Annotated in this window: 16 protein-coding genes and 1 tRNA gene; 7 read left to right on the plus strand and 10 right to left on the minus strand. The window is 39.9% G+C overall.

The genetic code is table 11. The features are described from left to right. Window positions 1-19: 19 nt before the first annotated feature. Window positions 20-322 carry a winged helix-turn-helix domain-containing protein gene (locus ACK2WI_RS11705; protein ID WP_409150965.1) on the minus strand — a complete coding sequence of 101 codons (303 nt, stop codon included), beginning with the start codon at window positions 320-322 and terminating at the stop codon, window positions 20-22. Then, window positions 319-942, minus strand: coding sequence for a hypothetical protein (locus ACK2WI_RS11710; protein ID WP_312696481.1), 624 nt, complete (start codon window positions 940-942; stop codon window positions 319-321). Before ACK2WI_RS11710 ends, ACK2WI_RS11705 begins: the two co-directional genes overlap by 4 nt. 571 nt (window positions 943-1513) lie before the next feature. Between ACK2WI_RS11710 and ACK2WI_RS11715 the strand changes: the two genes are divergently transcribed. Next, window positions 1514-1595 (plus strand) — tRNA-Leu (locus ACK2WI_RS11715). Window positions 1596-1667: 72 nt separating this feature from the next. After that, window positions 1668-3002 carry a trigger factor gene (locus ACK2WI_RS11720; RefSeq protein WP_093098447.1) on the plus strand — a complete coding sequence of 445 codons (1335 nt, stop codon included), beginning with the start codon at window positions 1668-1670 and terminating at the stop codon, window positions 3000-3002. 807 nt (window positions 3003-3809) lie between these two features. Here the strand turns inward: ACK2WI_RS11720 and ACK2WI_RS11725 are convergent. The 3 genes from ACK2WI_RS11725 to ACK2WI_RS11735 all read right to left on the minus strand — a co-directional run bounded on the left by ACK2WI_RS11725 (window position 3810) and on the right by ACK2WI_RS11735 (window position 6742). After that, window positions 3810-4463 (minus strand): hypothetical protein, encoded by a 654-nt coding sequence (locus tag ACK2WI_RS11725; protein ID WP_409150968.1) that lies wholly within the window; start codon window positions 4461-4463, stop codon window positions 3810-3812. Between the two features lie 42 nt (window positions 4464-4505). Next, complete coding sequence (locus ACK2WI_RS11730) at window positions 4506-5174, minus strand: hypothetical protein (protein ID WP_409150970.1); 669 nt, start codon at window positions 5172-5174, stop codon at window positions 4506-4508. A gap of 98 nt (window positions 5175-5272) precedes the next feature. Continuing rightward, window positions 5273-6742 carry a DUF3943 domain-containing protein gene (locus tag ACK2WI_RS11735; protein WP_409150972.1) on the minus strand — a complete coding sequence of 490 codons (1470 nt, stop codon included), beginning with the start codon at window positions 6740-6742 and terminating at the stop codon, window positions 5273-5275. Window positions 6743-6907: 165 nt separating this feature from the next. On the opposite strand from ACK2WI_RS11735, the gene ACK2WI_RS11740 reads away from it, so the two are divergent. Beyond that, the gene (locus tag ACK2WI_RS11740; protein ID WP_409150974.1) at window positions 6908-7597 is read left to right on the plus strand and encodes a hypothetical protein; all 690 of its coding nucleotides are present in this window, start codon (window positions 6908-6910) and stop codon (window positions 7595-7597) included. 66 nt (window positions 7598-7663) lie between these two features. Here ACK2WI_RS11740 and cysM read toward each other — a convergent pair whose 3' ends face one another. Genes cysM through ACK2WI_RS11765 form a run of 5 tightly spaced genes read right to left on the minus strand, consistent with a single transcriptional unit; the run spans window position 7664 to window position 11071 of the window. Further along, a complete protein-coding gene (cysM, locus tag ACK2WI_RS11745; protein WP_093098451.1) occupies window positions 7664-8536 on the minus strand; it encodes a cysteine synthase CysM in 873 nt (290 codons plus the stop codon). Continuing rightward, entirely contained in the window at window positions 8536-9345 is an 810-nt protein-coding gene (locus ACK2WI_RS11750) for a serine O-acetyltransferase (RefSeq protein WP_373865688.1), read from the minus strand. Before ACK2WI_RS11750 ends, cysM begins: the two co-directional genes overlap by 1 nt. A 30-nt stretch (window positions 9346-9375) precedes the next feature. Beyond that, a complete protein-coding gene (locus tag ACK2WI_RS11755) occupies window positions 9376-9759 on the minus strand; it encodes a DUF3037 domain-containing protein (RefSeq protein ID WP_409150977.1) in 384 nt (127 codons plus the stop codon). Beyond that, window positions 9749-10537, minus strand: coding sequence for a HipA family kinase (locus ACK2WI_RS11760; RefSeq protein WP_409150979.1), 789 nt, complete (start codon window positions 10535-10537; stop codon window positions 9749-9751). The genes ACK2WI_RS11755 and ACK2WI_RS11760 overlap by 11 nt, the downstream gene beginning before the upstream one ends. Then, complete coding sequence (locus ACK2WI_RS11765; RefSeq protein WP_093098456.1) at window positions 10538-11071, minus strand: DUF4269 domain-containing protein; 534 nt, start codon at window positions 11069-11071, stop codon at window positions 10538-10540. A 127-nt stretch (window positions 11072-11198) separates the two neighbouring features. Here ACK2WI_RS11765 and ACK2WI_RS11770 point away from each other — a divergent pair, with 127 nt between their 5' ends. From ACK2WI_RS11770 to ACK2WI_RS11785, 4 genes are read left to right on the plus strand one after another with little or no spacing between them, the layout of a single operon-like run. Then, window positions 11199-11738 (plus strand): DUF1599 domain-containing protein, encoded by a 540-nt coding sequence (locus ACK2WI_RS11770; protein ID WP_093098517.1) that lies wholly within the window; start codon window positions 11199-11201, stop codon window positions 11736-11738. Between the two features lie 8 nt (window positions 11739-11746). After that, window positions 11747-12952 (plus strand): BT_3928 family protein, encoded by a 1206-nt coding sequence (locus ACK2WI_RS11775; RefSeq protein ID WP_409150981.1) that lies wholly within the window; start codon window positions 11747-11749, stop codon window positions 12950-12952. Continuing rightward, the gene (locus ACK2WI_RS11780; protein ID WP_313368908.1) at window positions 12949-13479 is read left to right on the plus strand and encodes a shikimate kinase; all 531 of its coding nucleotides are present in this window, start codon (window positions 12949-12951) and stop codon (window positions 13477-13479) included. The genes ACK2WI_RS11775 and ACK2WI_RS11780 overlap by 4 nt, the downstream gene beginning before the upstream one ends. Next, entirely contained in the window at window positions 13469-14422 is a 954-nt protein-coding gene (locus ACK2WI_RS11785; RefSeq protein WP_409150984.1) for a glycerophosphodiester phosphodiesterase family protein, read from the plus strand. Before ACK2WI_RS11780 ends, ACK2WI_RS11785 begins: the two co-directional genes overlap by 11 nt. Window positions 14423-14560: the final 138 nt, after the last annotated feature.

Raw genomic sequence — 14560 nt, forward strand, 5'->3', positions numbered from 1 at the left:
TAGATGAACAAAAAAAAATCTATTTATATTGTTGTTTGATTAAACTCTCTAAAGCAATGATATGATTTTCAAATGCTTTAGCGCCCTTATCCGTCTTACTGTAACTTGTATTTGGCTTACGATCTATGAAGGTTTTGGTCACTAAAATATAGCCCTCCTTTTCCAGATTCTTAAGGTTTGAAGCGAGGTTACCATCGGTCACCTCCAACAGTTCCTTGAGCGAATTGAAATCATAGGAGTCATTGGCCATCAGGACACTCATGATTTGTAGCCTAACCCTATTTTCAAAAACCTTGTCATATAATGTTAAATCCAAGCTCACTTTCTTTCGTACTTTTTATGGACAATTAACCCGTAAACGATATGTAGAACGCCAAAACCTAAGGCCCAAAAAACGACGCCATATCCAGGGAAGGCCAAAGCTAACAAGCCTAATACAATTTCCAAAATCCCAAGTACCCTAACTTCTCGAAAAGTAAACACACTGGCCGCCGCTAGCGACAGTCCATAAAAAATCAACAAAGTGGAGGCTACTAAACCAAAAACATCTTTACTGATCAGGATAATGGAAAACAAACCACCTGTCACCAATGGAATCGCCATCGCTTTCAAGAGTGCCTTACTGGTCGGGTTCCAAATGCTCTGCCCAGCTTTCTTTGCTTTTGCTCTAGCCATGCTCACCCCTACCGTCACGGAAATTAACAAGACCAAAATGGCGATGATGATCAATTTCCAGAGCACCTGCTCATCGAGCACATAATAGTCACGGTATCCAAACAAACTCTTGGTTCCATATACCACAAAATATGCAGCTGCTGATCCCAATAAAGCTAAACAACCGATCAATACGCCTGAAAGTCCACTGATGGACATAAATTTCGATGATTTCTCCATCATGGAGCGGATCTGGCCTATTTCTTTTAAGATATCTTTCTGGTCCATAAAAGTACTTTGTGTTTCAAAGTAAAGGAGAAAAAAGTATATGCGCAAATATTTTTTCAAAATTTTTTAAAAGCATCCCCTATTCCATCAATAAATCCAAGATCTTAAAAGCCTGTTTTTTATCCAGTTTTTGGTCTCATTCCTTCGGACCTCGCTTTACCCTTGTTCGAGACATATTCGGAAAATTCGGAATATGCCTCGAATAAGGTCAAAATAAGCTCCAATATCCTGGTCAGAATTTTAGAAGGAATCCCTATTACTATAGAATATGGTTTATTGATTTATTATATAAAAGGAGCAGCACCCTTCCCCCTTTCCATATTTCCGAGAGGCTATTCTTTTTATTTTCCATATTTAGGAAGAGCAAAAGCGGAGGTTTACCGGTCGGGATCACTGCAAAAGCAGGATGATCTTCCAGTATTTTGAGCTTAGTCTGGTCCATTTTCAATGTTTTTTAAAAAATTAGGCTTTAAGAGACAAAGAGTTACAAAAAAACACAGAAAAAAGAGAAGAAAAAGCTTGACATATATAGGTTTGGTTTCTATCTTTGTGGCTCAATAAAATCCTAACTGCGGAAGTGGCGTAATTGGTAGCCGCACCAGACTTAGGATCTGGCGCCGCGAGGCGTGGGGGTTCGAGTCCCTTCTTCCGCACTTGATGTCCTCCTGAAAACAAAATATCAGGAGGACTTTTTTTTATTAATTGCGAAAAGCTAAAACAAGAGTATGAATATTTCACACCAGAACATTGATGACATCAACGCTAGTATCCAAGTGGAAATAGCACCTGAGGACTATAATCCACAGGTTGATAAAGCAATTAAAGACCAAGCAAAACAAGCTAAATTACCAGGTTTCCGCCCAGGAATGGTTCCTACTGGACATATCAAACGTATGTACGGTAAAGCGATCTTATTTGATGAGATCAATAAAATTATCAATGATAAAATTGCTGAATACATCGGTGAGCAAAAACTGGAAGTATTAGGCCAACCTCTTCCTAAAGAAGAAGACAAAGACGGTCAATACAACTGGGATTTCAAAGATACTTTTAAATTCGATTACGAGATCGGTTTAGCTCCTCAGTTTGACATTCCTTTCTCAGCAGAGACGGAATTCACTGAATACGACATCAAAGCTGATGAAGCAACGCTTACTGAGCGTATCAAAAACTTGCGTCGTAGCTATGGTAAAATGACCAACCCTGAAGTTTCTGAAGAAGGTGACGTTCTTTACGCTACTTTGAAACAAGATAAAGAAGACGGTATCGAAAAAACAACTTCAATCCGTACGGATATCATTGAAGATGCCAAAATCAAAAAATCATTGGTTGGCTTGAAAAAAGATGATACTGCAAAAGTTGACGTGAAGAAAGCATTCAAAGTTGCTGATCTTGCTCGTATCTTAGGTATCACTGAAGATGAGGCTGAAAACTTAGACGTTACTAAATTCGAATTGACGGTTAAAAACATCAATAGATTAGAAGAGTCTGACTTGAACCAAGAGTTCTTCGACAAATTGTTCCCTGCTGGTGAAGTAACCACAGAAGAGCAATTCAACGAAAAAGTAAAAGAAGAAGTTGAAAACCTATTCAAACAAAACTCAGCTCAAAAATTACGCAACGATATGTATACTTTCGGTATGGATAAAGTTGACGCTAAATTCCCTGAGGACTTCTTGAAAAAATGGTTAAAAGCAACTAACCCTAACTTGGATGCTACTGAAATCGAAGAAGGTTTTGAAGATTTCTTGAACAACTTGAAATGGACGATCATCGAAAACCGCATCGTTACAGCAAACAACTTAGAAGTAAAATATGATGAGGTTGTTGATTTGGCTAAAGAACGCATCTACGCGCAAATCAAAATGTACAACATCAACGAAGAGCCAACTGATGAGCAATTGCAACAATTCGCAATGCAATTATTAGGCGACAGAGAGCAAGCTAACCGTTTGTTCGAAGAAGTAAAAGCTTTAAAAGTGTTCGATCAATTGAAAGATACGGTGAAAATCAAATCTAAAAAGATCGATTTCGACAAATTCGAAAAGCTTGACAAATAAGCATTACAAGAATTAGTTATAAAATAAAAAAAGGTTAACGGAGCAATTTCGTTAACCTTTTTTTGTAGTATTTAGTAGTAAGTATTTAGTATTTAGACTCGGGGCTTTCTTTAAACGAAGGGAATGGGACGGTAGGCTATTTGAACCAGGATGCCCTTCGACGCCGCTCAGGGTACGGGATGAGAGGATGGGCCAAGATTTAGGGAAAGAACCAGGATTTAACAGATTCGAGGATAGACCAGGATTTGGATCAATTTTTCGCTGGAAAATCCCCAATACTGTAGGGGCGTATCGCATACGCCCGCCACATGCAGGCACATATGTTGGAGATCATTAAGCCTCTTCTAAATCACTTCTATTCCATCATTCAACAACAAAAAATGGTTTCCTCATCTTACGATTTCGGAATGACCCAATCCTTTAAAAAAAACAAAAATAGATTCTTCGTTTTACTCTGAATCCCTCCCAGGAATATCCAATTCTGAACGATCAGTGAAGAATCTGTACGGTTCTCCTCCCTCATGACCTTGTCATTCTCAATCGAAGATTGAGGACCTGTTAGCTATTTGAACCAGGATGTCCTTCGACGCCGCTCAGGGTACGGGATGGGAGGATGGGCCAAGATTAGGGAAAGAACCAGGATTTAACAGATTCGAGGATAGCCCATGATTTGGATCAATTTTTCGTTGGAAAGTCCACCATACGCCCGCACCTTCGGTTAAATAACTGTAAACTAACGCAGTAAACGAAAAATCTATGAAATTAAAAACAAGAAACAAATATATTTTACCTAAAAATATATTAATATCAATGATTATCAGAAAACATAATATTCCACTGAAAGCCTACTTTCAGGTATATTCCTAAACCCCAGGTACCTTGGGGAGCTTTCATACAAATAGGTCCCATTTCGTAATTGAAACTAAAGTCTTTGCCAATATCTCTATTAATTCCCCAAGTTGCGGCGAAACCTGTTGCTACTCCTTTATCAAAACTGGGTTTTTCTTTTGCTTCTTTATCTCCCACCGTTGTATCAAATGTCCAGCCTGCCATTAGGCCTAAATAACGAAGAGCGAGGAAATTTGATGAGTTATTTTTAATGGATTTGCCATTTTGTAATCGATTTGAAAAACCATAATATTTCTTGACCGCTAAGGACCAGGTCGGCATCAACACAATTGTTCTATTATAATGATTCCAACGCTCCTTGTCTCCTATTGGTAAAGCATGAAAACGTGTTAAACCTCCTAATGTAAGACCTGCATGCATCTCAAGGACAGCATCTTGAAAAACTGGCTTTTCAAACTGATATGCTAACATGGGTTTTACGATATTCGCACGGATACTATGATTCTCTGTAACATACGAACAGGTTGAATCATGATCAAGTGCATTGATTTCTTGAGCATGGGTAAATGATAAAATTAATAGGAATAGCAGAATAATTAAAACAGATCTCATGGGTTATAAAATTATCTTAGGGTTAAATAATAAACCAATTTTTTAAAAGGTCTTAGAAAAACCTATATTCAGCCAAAAAGAAGGTACTATTTCAGAATCCAAATTATAGACTAAACTTGGACCAGTCTCCAGATTAAAATTGAAATTATTACTGAGGTCTCTGTTCATCCCCCACAAGGCTACTAATCCCACTGCAGTTCTGCTGCTGAACTGTGTTCTTTTCGACTTTTCCGCATTGATGTTCTTAGTTTCCTTATTCCATCCAAGCATAACACCGTATAACCTTCCACCAAAATAATTTGCACTATTATTCTCAATGCTTTTATTTTTTCGGAGCCTATTTTCAATATTATAAAAATGCTTTACCCCGACAGACATTTGTGGCATTAAAGCGAAAAACCTAGCATTAGTCTTAAAATCTCCATATTGATCTATTTCAAACGTAAGTTTACTTATTCCAAAGCTTACAACAAGCCCCGAATTGACATCAAATACAGTTTTTGGACCAATTGGTTTTTCGTGTTGATAAGTTAAGCTTGGAACAATTAAAGAAAGTCGTATACTAGAGGTTGGTTTAACCAAATAGGCAGAATCAACTGCTCTATGTTTGCTAGAGTCCTTTTCTTGGGAATAAGTTGAAGAAGAATAGATAGTTAAGATAAATAAAAGAAGAATTCCCCTATTCCAGTTGCTTAATAATGATTTAGTCATTGTCTGTTTTTAATTTTCAGCTAAAATAAAAGCAACAAAATTAAAAACATAGAACAAAATTATATTTTATTAAAAACAAACGTCTTTTGTATTAACTTTTAGAAAAATATATTATACCCTACCGACAACCTACCATAAGGATATTCACGATTAAAGTCTGGATATTGCTGTTCATAGAAATGCCCCTGCAGGTTGAAATAACCAGAGCTCAGGTTGATTGACCAACGTTTATATAACCTCAGGCTGGCTTCGACGTTCAGTCCGTGGAGGACGTAGTATGAATCCGTACCCGAAATAGTGAAGAACACGCCTCCGTTATAATCTGCACTTAGAATAAAGCGATCTAAGAGCATCAAATCTCCACGGAACCTGTATGATGCTCCGGGGCCATAATTGTAGTTCCTACTGGCTCCATACAGCAAATATGGATCAGGAACAGCCGCCAATATCACCGCACCGGCTCCAACAGACAGATTCAAGCGATTGCCTTTTTTATATCTGAATTCAGAAAGCCAGTTATAGTTCAAACTTTGTCCGCCGTAAAAGAAGGCATCGTTGTTATAGAAATCGTAATGGGCATTCAGGGTTCCATAATGATCTCCTTTTTTAGACTTGAAGAATTTTGCACCATAAAGCAAGGCATGTACATGGACTCCATTGATAAATGAACTATCTCCATTACCCAATTCTAGGTTTACAGAGAACTGATCGAAAGGTCTTTTATAGTTATGGTCACCATTACTATAAATAAATCGTAAGCGACCGTAAAAAGCATTCTTTCCTTCATTCAGGAAATCACCTTCCTTGGCATCGAAACGACGAACCCCTAAATCCAGTTCCGCTTTGATGACCGAAGAATCCGCTCCATAATAATCATCGATCGGTTTACCCCACTTGCCATCTAAAAAGCGATTCAAACCGTTGATAGGATTCACCAATGTCGCTACGATCTCGTTTCCGATCCTATTATGGTCGGTACGATTTCTTGCTAGGATATTTCGGGATACCCGATGCATCATTTCGCCCATCAATATCCCTCCAAAAGTCGTATTGACTAAATCATTGATGGAAGGATGCTGGGTTTCCCCTGCGGTCTCCCAGATATAACTACCAGCTACGGTGGCTAGTGAGGATTGGTAAAAGTTGTAACCATTACTTCGGAAGGCATTGAAATAAATCTGTCCATGGAAAGGGTGGTCAATCTGATTAGTGGTAAATTGATTATCATCCCAGTCCCAAGCACTGAATCGCTGATGGTCCAAAAAGTTCTGGAAACTAATATATGAATAAGGATCTTTCGTAATAAAGCGATTGAAGGAAGCCGGTAAAGCTTGGGCCAAAAACCATTGGGTTCCTGCTCGCCAGAATTTCTTTTCCCTCTTGGGATTCAGGTCCCATTCTAAGGTATCCTTGATAAACGCAGGTTCATCGGGAAGGACAGTTAGGCTGTCTTTTCTAAATTGGATCGTATCAGTAACTGACTTGGTCTCTACCTGAGCTAAAGATTTTAAAGTGGATAAAATTAAGACCCACGTGAGAAGAAATAGTGTCCTGTGATTTAGTTGCAATGTAATAGAAGTTAAATTTGGCGTAAAATTAATGTATTAGCCTGAAACCATAAACTCAAATTTCGATTCCTACCCATTCGTGACAAAGCTTTTTGTCAAGCTCAAAACAGTTTGCCCTTTAAATGGTTTTAATTATATTTAAAGGTTAACCAACAGAATCACAACATGAAAAGATTATTTTTAAGTTTGGCCATTCTGCTGATGGGCTTTGCAGTCATAGCTCAATCCAAGCAGCCCCTACATGGAGCTTACCTCGCAAAAGATGGAAATGTCAATCACCTATGGCTATTTGTCGATGGCTATAGTTCCTATATCCAATATGAGGACAATAAGTATATTTCCACCTGGGGAGGTCCATTTAGCACAGCAAACAATGGAATCCAGGTAAAAGTGGAATATAATGATGCCAATCCCGCTGAGATTGGCACCGAAAAGGCCACGAATGCCCAATTAGATGGCAAAGGCATCAAAATGGGGAACCTGAACTTCACAAAACAAACCGCCAATAAACAGGATTTGGATGGTTTGTGGCGAATAACCGGCAGGAAAGAAAAAGATAAAATGTCAACCATACCTCGCGGCGATAGAAAAACCATCAAAATATTGGTAGATGGCTATTTCCAATGGATTGCCATCAATCCTGCGGAAAAGGGATTTTATGGTACTGGTGGAGGAAAATATAGTTTTAAGGATAAGAAATATACCGAGAACATCTTATTCTTCTCCCGAGACAATAGCCGGGTCGGCGCTTCCTTGTCCTTTGAAGGCGAAATCAAAGATGGCGCTTGGAACCATAGTGGCTTGAGCTCTAAAGGTGACCCGATCTTTGAGATCTGGTCTAGGGACAATAAATAGAAACTTTAACATAAAAAGAATCGGGGCTTTCAAATGAAAGCCCCGATTCTTTTTTATCAATATCTCTTAACCAAAGAGGTCTGAACTGAGGTATCGATCGCCTCTATCACAAACGATAAATACGATAATGCCTTCATCGATTTCATTGGCTACGGTCAAGGCTGCTTGGAAAGCTCCTCCTGAGCTCATACCCGCAAATACCCCTTCTTTTCTAGCCAATTCCCTTGCTCTCTGGGTTGCATCTTTTTGGTCGATGTCTATAATACGATCCACTCTACTTGGATCAAAAATCTTGGGAAGATATTCCTCTGGCCATCTTCTGATGCCGGGAATAGAGGACTCTTCAGTAGGTTGACAGCCGACGATCTGAACCTCAGGATTCTGACCTTTCAAATAGATCGAACAGCCCATGATGGTACCGGTAGTTCCCATTGCACTCACAAAGTGGGTAATCTTGCCATCGGTATCTCGCCAGATCTCAGGGCCAGTTGTCTTGACATGCGCTTCGTAATTGTCGGGGTTGGAAAATTGATTGAGAATGAAATATTCACCCGTTGCAGCTTTTTCTTCAGCATAATCACGGCTTACTTCCATATTGTCCAACAATGTAACCTTTCCACCAAAAGCTTCCATGGTCAATGTCCTTTCCCTTGTCGAAGTAGAGGGCATTACGAGCTCAATCTCCAAGCCATACATACTGGCGATCATGGCCAAGGCAATACCTGTATTGCCACTGGTCGCTTCAATCAATTTGCTGTCTTTATTGATTTCGCCACGTTCCATCGCAGAACGGATCATATTTAAAGCCGCACGGTCTTTTACCGAGCCGCCGGGATTATTCCCTTCTAATTTTGCATATATTTTCACCTTTGGGTTGTCATGAAATCCTTTGATTTCCACCATCGGTGTATTTCCAATTAAGTCTATGATATTCGCCATTATGCTAAAGGTTTAGAATCAATAAATTTAGAATTAGGTTGATGATATACGGTGGTATAAGGGTCAACGCTGCTGGTCAACCAGACATTCCCCCCTATCACCGAGTGATGCCCCACCACGGTTTCACCACCCAAAATGGTCGCACCAGCGTAGATGATGACATGGTCTTCGATAATGGGATGACGCTGGGTATTGGCCATGTTCTTTTCCACACTCAGGGCTCCCAAGGTGACCCCTTGGTATAGTTTGACATGTTTACCGATCCTACAGGTCTCTCCAATCACGATACCGGTACCATGGTCGATATGTAGGTATTCATCGATAAATGCTCCCGGATGGATATCGATACCCGTTTTGGAATGTGCATGTTCCGTTAAGATCCGTGGAATCAATGGGATTCCTTGGATCCATAGTTCATTGGCCAATCGATAGATACTGATCGCCAAAAAGCCGGGATAGGTCCGGATCACTTCATTTAAACTCTGTGCTGCCGGGTCGCCTTCCATGATGGCTTCGGCATCGGTCAGCATGCGCTGATAGATGGAAGGAAGGTTGGCAAAAAACTTTTCGGACACTTTTTTGATATTGCAGCTGGAGCATGCTTTCGTTTTGAAGAGCAAAAGATAAAGATCGGCCTCAGCCTGCTTAAAGGCAGCTTCAATTTCCTGAACCGTATTGAAAGTTCTTGAATTTCGTTCAGGGAACAACAGGTGCAGCAATTCTATTGCCCAATGGGCAATCGCCTTATTACTGGGCATATCTTGGACTGCCTGTTGTTTCTCGTATATATGTTGATAAAAATCCTCCATTATCATGGGTAGGTTGAATTATTTTAAAATTTAAAGTACTAGTTTTTCAAATAGTTCCTGATGTGTTTTTTCAGCATCTAAGCATAAGCCTGGATGAACGGCAGAGCATTGGATCAAGGTGCTCCGTTTTGCGGTTAACCAACGAAAACGTTCCGTTTGGTCCAATTGGGCAAGGGCTCCACCCGCTTTGCTTCCTAAACAGACTTGCTTCATGGATTCCAAATGAGCCCGTATCTGATCAAAGTCAATATCCTTACATAACAATTCGCAGCGGCCTTCATCCAGATGGAATAGGATATTGGCATAGCGTTGTTTTCTGCAATACAAGAGCACTCCAACATTGACAAACTCCTCCCTTTCGACACGAGGGACCAGTCTAACTACAGCATATTCGTATAATGTCCTATCCTGCATGTTGAATTTGATTTACAAAAATTTCAGAATGGCTAGCTCTTCTAGAAATAAACTCCACATAAACTTCACGGACCTCATCAGCGCTTAGATGGCGAACCTCATCAATCAACCATTCATCGGGTATTACATCTAGGATTTTCCTGATATTTTCTTTGTTGAACAGCTCTTTATAGCTTGCATCAATCTGGGCTACATCCTTAGCTTTGGATAAGAGGACATGGTCCTTGATCTGTACGAATGGCTTATCGACGGTTTCTTCCCAATTGTCCCAGTTATGGTGGAAATATAGTGCTGCCCCATGGTCAATCAGCCATAATTCTTTATGCCAGATCAGCATATTGGTGTTTTTCACGGTACGGTCCACATTCATCAGCAGGGCGTCCAACCAAACGATCTTGGAGGCTTCTTCAGAAGAAATTTCATCTACATTGGTATCAAAGGTGATCGCCCCATTCAGATAACTTACGCCGAGATTCTTTCCTACAGAAAACTTGAGCAGGTCTTGGATCTCTTCATCCGGTTCAGTTCTGCCAAATCCTTCATCCAGATTGGCATATACCATTTCAGGAACGCGCAACCCTAAGAACCTAGCGAGTTCGCCACCGATAAATTCGGCAACCAAGGCTTTTTTACCTTGCCCTGCGCCACGGAACTTGATCACATAGCTAAATCCATCATCCGCATCAACCAAGCCAGGCAGTGACCCACCTTCGCGAAAAGGTTGGATATATCGGATGATATTCACCTCTCTTATTTCAGGACTCTTTATTTCCAGCATCTATTCTATATTATAGTTTAGGAGACCCTCATAAGGATCTCCTTTGATCTTCAATAATTTGGCAAAAGCAGGTTCTGTTTTCATCCCTTGCTCCTTCAACTTGATAATCTGCTTTTTGAATTCCTTGCCAAAGGTTTCTAAAATCCTGGCCTCGATCAGCAGATGTCTATATCCATACTGTTCAGGCACTGGTCTCCCCTCTCCATAGACTTCCAGCAACATATCATCAATTTTAAAGTTAGCAATTCCAACTTCTATTCCACGCACAGTTTCTACTTTAAAGCTGTATCCATTGTGTTTTTCGAAATTTTCATGACATTTTCTTTCAAATTTATCGAGATCATACACCTCACAGGCAATATCCAAATCGCTATTCCATACAGCAATATCAATGGGAATGGTACCGATAAGGATGGGATTGAATTCATGCAAAGCTTGCATAATCTGATGATTATGGATCAATGCATAAGATTTCCGTTGCAGCGGGGTTCCTTTTTCGAGGTAAGAAAGATCATTAAACCTGGCAGATTCCATCCTTCAAAGTTAATCGAAAGTGCTCATAAATATTGATATTCGAGGAAATTGTACAGCAAAGTGACTTAAAGGTTAAGGATATTCTAGCTATATTTGTGAGACTCATACTATAATGAAAAATCAATTTATGGATACAAATACAGAATACAATCGTATTATCAACATCTGCCAAGAGCTATTTATTAAAAAGACCAAAGACTATGGTACAGCTTGGCGAATTTTACGATTAAGTTCTTTGACTGATCAGATTTACATCAAGGCTGCCCGTATCCGTTCATTGGAAGAAAAGAAGGAGTCAAAAGTTGGCGAAGGTGTTGTCGATGAATTCATTGGTATCATCAATTATTGTGTGATTGCTTTGATTCAATTGGAATTTGGCAATACGGAGAACGAAAACCTAGATCCAAAAATCGTGGAAGAAAAATACAGCGAGAAGGTGAATGAAACTAGGGACCTGATGTTTGCCAAAAACCATGATTATGGAGAAGCTTGGCGAGATATGCGTGTTTCATCGATGACCGATCTGATTTTGATGAAATTGCATCGGGTAAAACAGATTGAGGACAATAATGGCCAAACATTGGTATCAGAAGGATTACAAGCGAACTATCAAGATATGCTAAACTATGCAGTCTTTGCACTGATCAAACTAGGCTTGGCAAAATAACAAACAACATGACTTATACACAGAGCTATTCCCAAACGAAACAACCCAAACCTAATGTTTTATTATGGATTGCTAGGATTCTGGTTGGATTATTATTTATCTTCTCCGGACTGATAAAGGCCAATGATCCGATGGGATTTGGCTATAAGCTGCAAGAATATTTCCATGTGCTCAATCTTGGGTTCTTAAATGACTATGCCACATGGATTGCAATTTTCCTTTGTGCGCTTGAGATCATCTTAGGTGGTCTATTGATTTTGGGGATTGCAGGTAAGAAAGTGGCTTGGGGCTTATTGCTTCTGATCATATTTTTTACGTTTTTGACCTTTTACTCCGCATTTTTTGAAGTAGTCAAATCTTGTGGATGTTTTGGTGATGCCATCCCATTGACCCCTTGGCAGTCATTCTTTAAGGACCTGATCTTATTATTGCTAATTGTATACATCTTTTTGAAAAGGGATCAGATCAAGCCATTTATCAGAAGCCTGTTTACCAGGAACTTGCTAGCTGCTTTAATTATCCTGGGCTCTTTTGGTATTGGTATCTACACCTATTACTTCCTTCCATTCAAGGATTTTCTTCCATACAAGGAGGGAAATAATATTCCAGAATTGATGAAGGCGCCAGAAGGTGCTGAACCGGATGTATTCGAACATATCTATGAACTGAAGAATAAAACGACCAATGAGACGAAGAAAGTGACGGACAAGGAGTATATGGGTGATAAGCTTTGGGAGGATGAGAATTGGGAAGTGGTGGGGGATCCACAGACGAGATTGATCAAAAAAGGATATGAGGTTAAGATTCCTGATTTGATTATCACGGATATGGATGGGACTGACCGTACCGAAGAAGTGATCCAAAATCCCTATTATAATTTTATCGTGGTGAGCACTGACCTAAAGAAAATGTCTCCATTTGATCTGGCTGCATTAGACCGCATCAACTCGACAATCAGGGACCTTTCTGAGGATTATAATATCAGGGCAATCTTGGCAACAGCTTCGTCTTCTGATGAGGTAAACTACCTGAATGATCAAATGGACCTGGTATTAGAAACTTTCTATGTGGATGCCGTTCCTTTGAAAAGTATGGTAAGGGCTAACCCTGGAGTTATGCTGATGCTGAATGGTACCGTGGTCAAAAAATGGTCTCAGTACAATTTTCCTAGCAAACATGAGTTAATAACTAAATATTTAGACAAAGTAGAATGATTCAGCGACCAGTTTTCTTGATTGGCTTTATGGGAAGTGGGAAGACCACTTGGGGAAAGAAATTGGCGAATGCCTTACAGGTTCCTTTTGTGGACCTAGACCATGAAATCGTTGAGCATATCGGAATGAGTATCCCTGAGTATTTCGCACTGCATGGAGAAGAGAAGTTCAGGGAAATTGAAAGAGAGATCCTTCATGCCCAAAAAGATAAATCAGGCATTATATCAACTGGAGGAGGTACGCCATGTTATTTTGAGAACATGGATTGGTTATTGGAAAATGGAACGGTCCTTTATCTGAAACATAGCCCAAAATCATTATGGAACAGGTTAAGCCAATCGGATATAAACAAGAGACCAGCCTTGAAAGGATTCACAGGAGAAGAGCTCTTGGCCTTTATTGAGAGCAAATTGGAAGAAAGAAACCCATTCTATGATCGTGCCCATATTTTAGTCGATCAGATCAATACCCCTTTGGAAGAGTTAGTTTCCTTAGTAAAAGCAAACATTGAATTACATGAGCAATAGAGTTTATTCATCTATTTTTATCACTATTATACTTACAGTGCTGTCTTCGTCCTGCTTTAGGACCAACAGTTCTGGCGGTGTAAACAATATGCCGCAGGTGGATCAGGTATTCAACCTGAAGACAGTGGATGACCTGTACCATTTCTTGACTTACAATGAGAACTCCTACCCTTTGGTAAGTGCCCATCGTGGAGGTCCGAGTGATGGTTTTCCTGAAAATGCCATTCCGACATTTGCGGAGGTGGCGAGTAAGATGCCGGCCATCATTGAATGCGATATTGCCATGACCAAGGACTCTGTTTTGGTATTGATGCACGATGAAACCTTGGACCGTACCACAACCGGTAAAGGGAAACTCTCTAGGAAAACTTTTGAGGAGCTGAAAGAATTAAAGCTGAAGGATAACAATGGGGTGGTAACCAATTATAGAATCCCGACCCTCGAAGATGCGCTGCAATGGGGGATTGGCAGGGTCATCTATACCTTGGATGTCAAGAAATCGGTGCCTTATGAAAAAGTGATTGAATTGATCCGTAAGACGAAAGCGGAAGCAAACAGCATCATCATTACCTACTCGGCTAATCAAGCCGAGGTCGTAAACAGATTGGCTCCAGACCTTATGATCTCCGCTACGATCAAGAATACCGATGACCTGAACCGCTTGAGCGAGATGAGCATCCCTGATACCCGATTGATTGCTTTTGTAGGTACGAGAGAGCCTGACACTGCCCTATATACTTTGTTGAGACAGCATGGGATAAAATCTATCTTGGGAACCATAGGCAACTTGGACCGCTCTGCGGAAAGAGCCGGATACCAGTTATATGCCGATTTTATAGTAAGGGGTGCGGATGTGCTATCGACTGACCGACCATTTGAAGCCTATAAAGCATTGGATTTCTATATCAAAAAAAGAAACTTAGAATCGCCTTTTATTAATTAATATAATTTACAGAGAAAATATAGCCTAAGCCTTGTTAATATGGATTAACATGGCTTTTTATATGTTGTAACCTATATCCTACAAAAGATAAAATTTTATCAATACGAAAACATTATTAATTGCATCTTGTTGATAAGT

The organism is Sphingobacterium sp. BS-2, assembly GCF_046161205.1.
GTDB lineage: Bacteria > Bacteroidota > Bacteroidia > Sphingobacteriales > Sphingobacteriaceae > Sphingobacterium > Sphingobacterium mizutaii.

What these genes read in the sequence shown, in the direction of transcription:
- ACK2WI_RS11710 (WP_312696481.1), bottom strand. Translation starts at nt 942, where the DNA reads ATGGACCAGAAAGATATCTTAAAAGAAATAGGCCAGATCCGCTCCATG.
- ACK2WI_RS11720 (WP_093098447.1), top strand. Translation starts at nt 1,668, where the DNA reads ATGAATATTTCACACCAGAACATTGATGACATCAACGCTAGTATCCAA.
- ACK2WI_RS11755 (WP_409150977.1), bottom strand. Translation starts at nt 9,759, where the DNA reads ATGCAGGATAGGACATTATACGAATATGCTGTAGTTAGACTGGTCCCT.
- ACK2WI_RS11730 (WP_409150970.1), bottom strand. Translation starts at nt 5,174, where the DNA reads ATGACTAAATCATTATTAAGCAACTGGAATAGGGGAATTCTTCTTTTA.
- ACK2WI_RS11775 (WP_409150981.1), top strand. Translation starts at nt 11,747, where the DNA reads ATGACTTATACACAGAGCTATTCCCAAACGAAACAACCCAAACCTAAT.
- ACK2WI_RS11770 (WP_093098517.1), top strand. Translation starts at nt 11,199, where the DNA reads ATGGATACAAATACAGAATACAATCGTATTATCAACATCTGCCAAGAG.
- ACK2WI_RS11785 (WP_409150984.1), top strand. Translation starts at nt 13,469, where the DNA reads ATGAGCAATAGAGTTTATTCATCTATTTTTATCACTATTATACTTACA.
- ACK2WI_RS11765 (WP_093098456.1), bottom strand. Translation starts at nt 11,071, where the DNA reads ATGGAATCTGCCAGGTTTAATGATCTTTCTTACCTCGAAAAAGGAACC.
- ACK2WI_RS11740 (WP_409150974.1), top strand. Translation starts at nt 6,908, where the DNA reads ATGAAAAGATTATTTTTAAGTTTGGCCATTCTGCTGATGGGCTTTGCA.
- ACK2WI_RS11760 (WP_409150979.1), bottom strand. Translation starts at nt 10,537, where the DNA reads ATGCTGGAAATAAAGAGTCCTGAAATAAGAGAGGTGAATATCATCCGA.
- ACK2WI_RS11780 (WP_313368908.1), top strand. Translation starts at nt 12,949, where the DNA reads ATGATTCAGCGACCAGTTTTCTTGATTGGCTTTATGGGAAGTGGGAAG.
- ACK2WI_RS11725 (WP_409150968.1), bottom strand. Translation starts at nt 4,463, where the DNA reads ATGAGATCTGTTTTAATTATTCTGCTATTCCTATTAATTTTATCATTT.
- cysM (WP_093098451.1), bottom strand. Translation starts at nt 8,536, where the DNA reads ATGGCGAATATCATAGACTTAATTGGAAATACACCGATGGTGGAAATC.
- ACK2WI_RS11750 (WP_373865688.1), bottom strand. Translation starts at nt 9,345, where the DNA reads ATGGAGGATTTTTATCAACATATATACGAGAAACAACAGGCAGTCCAA.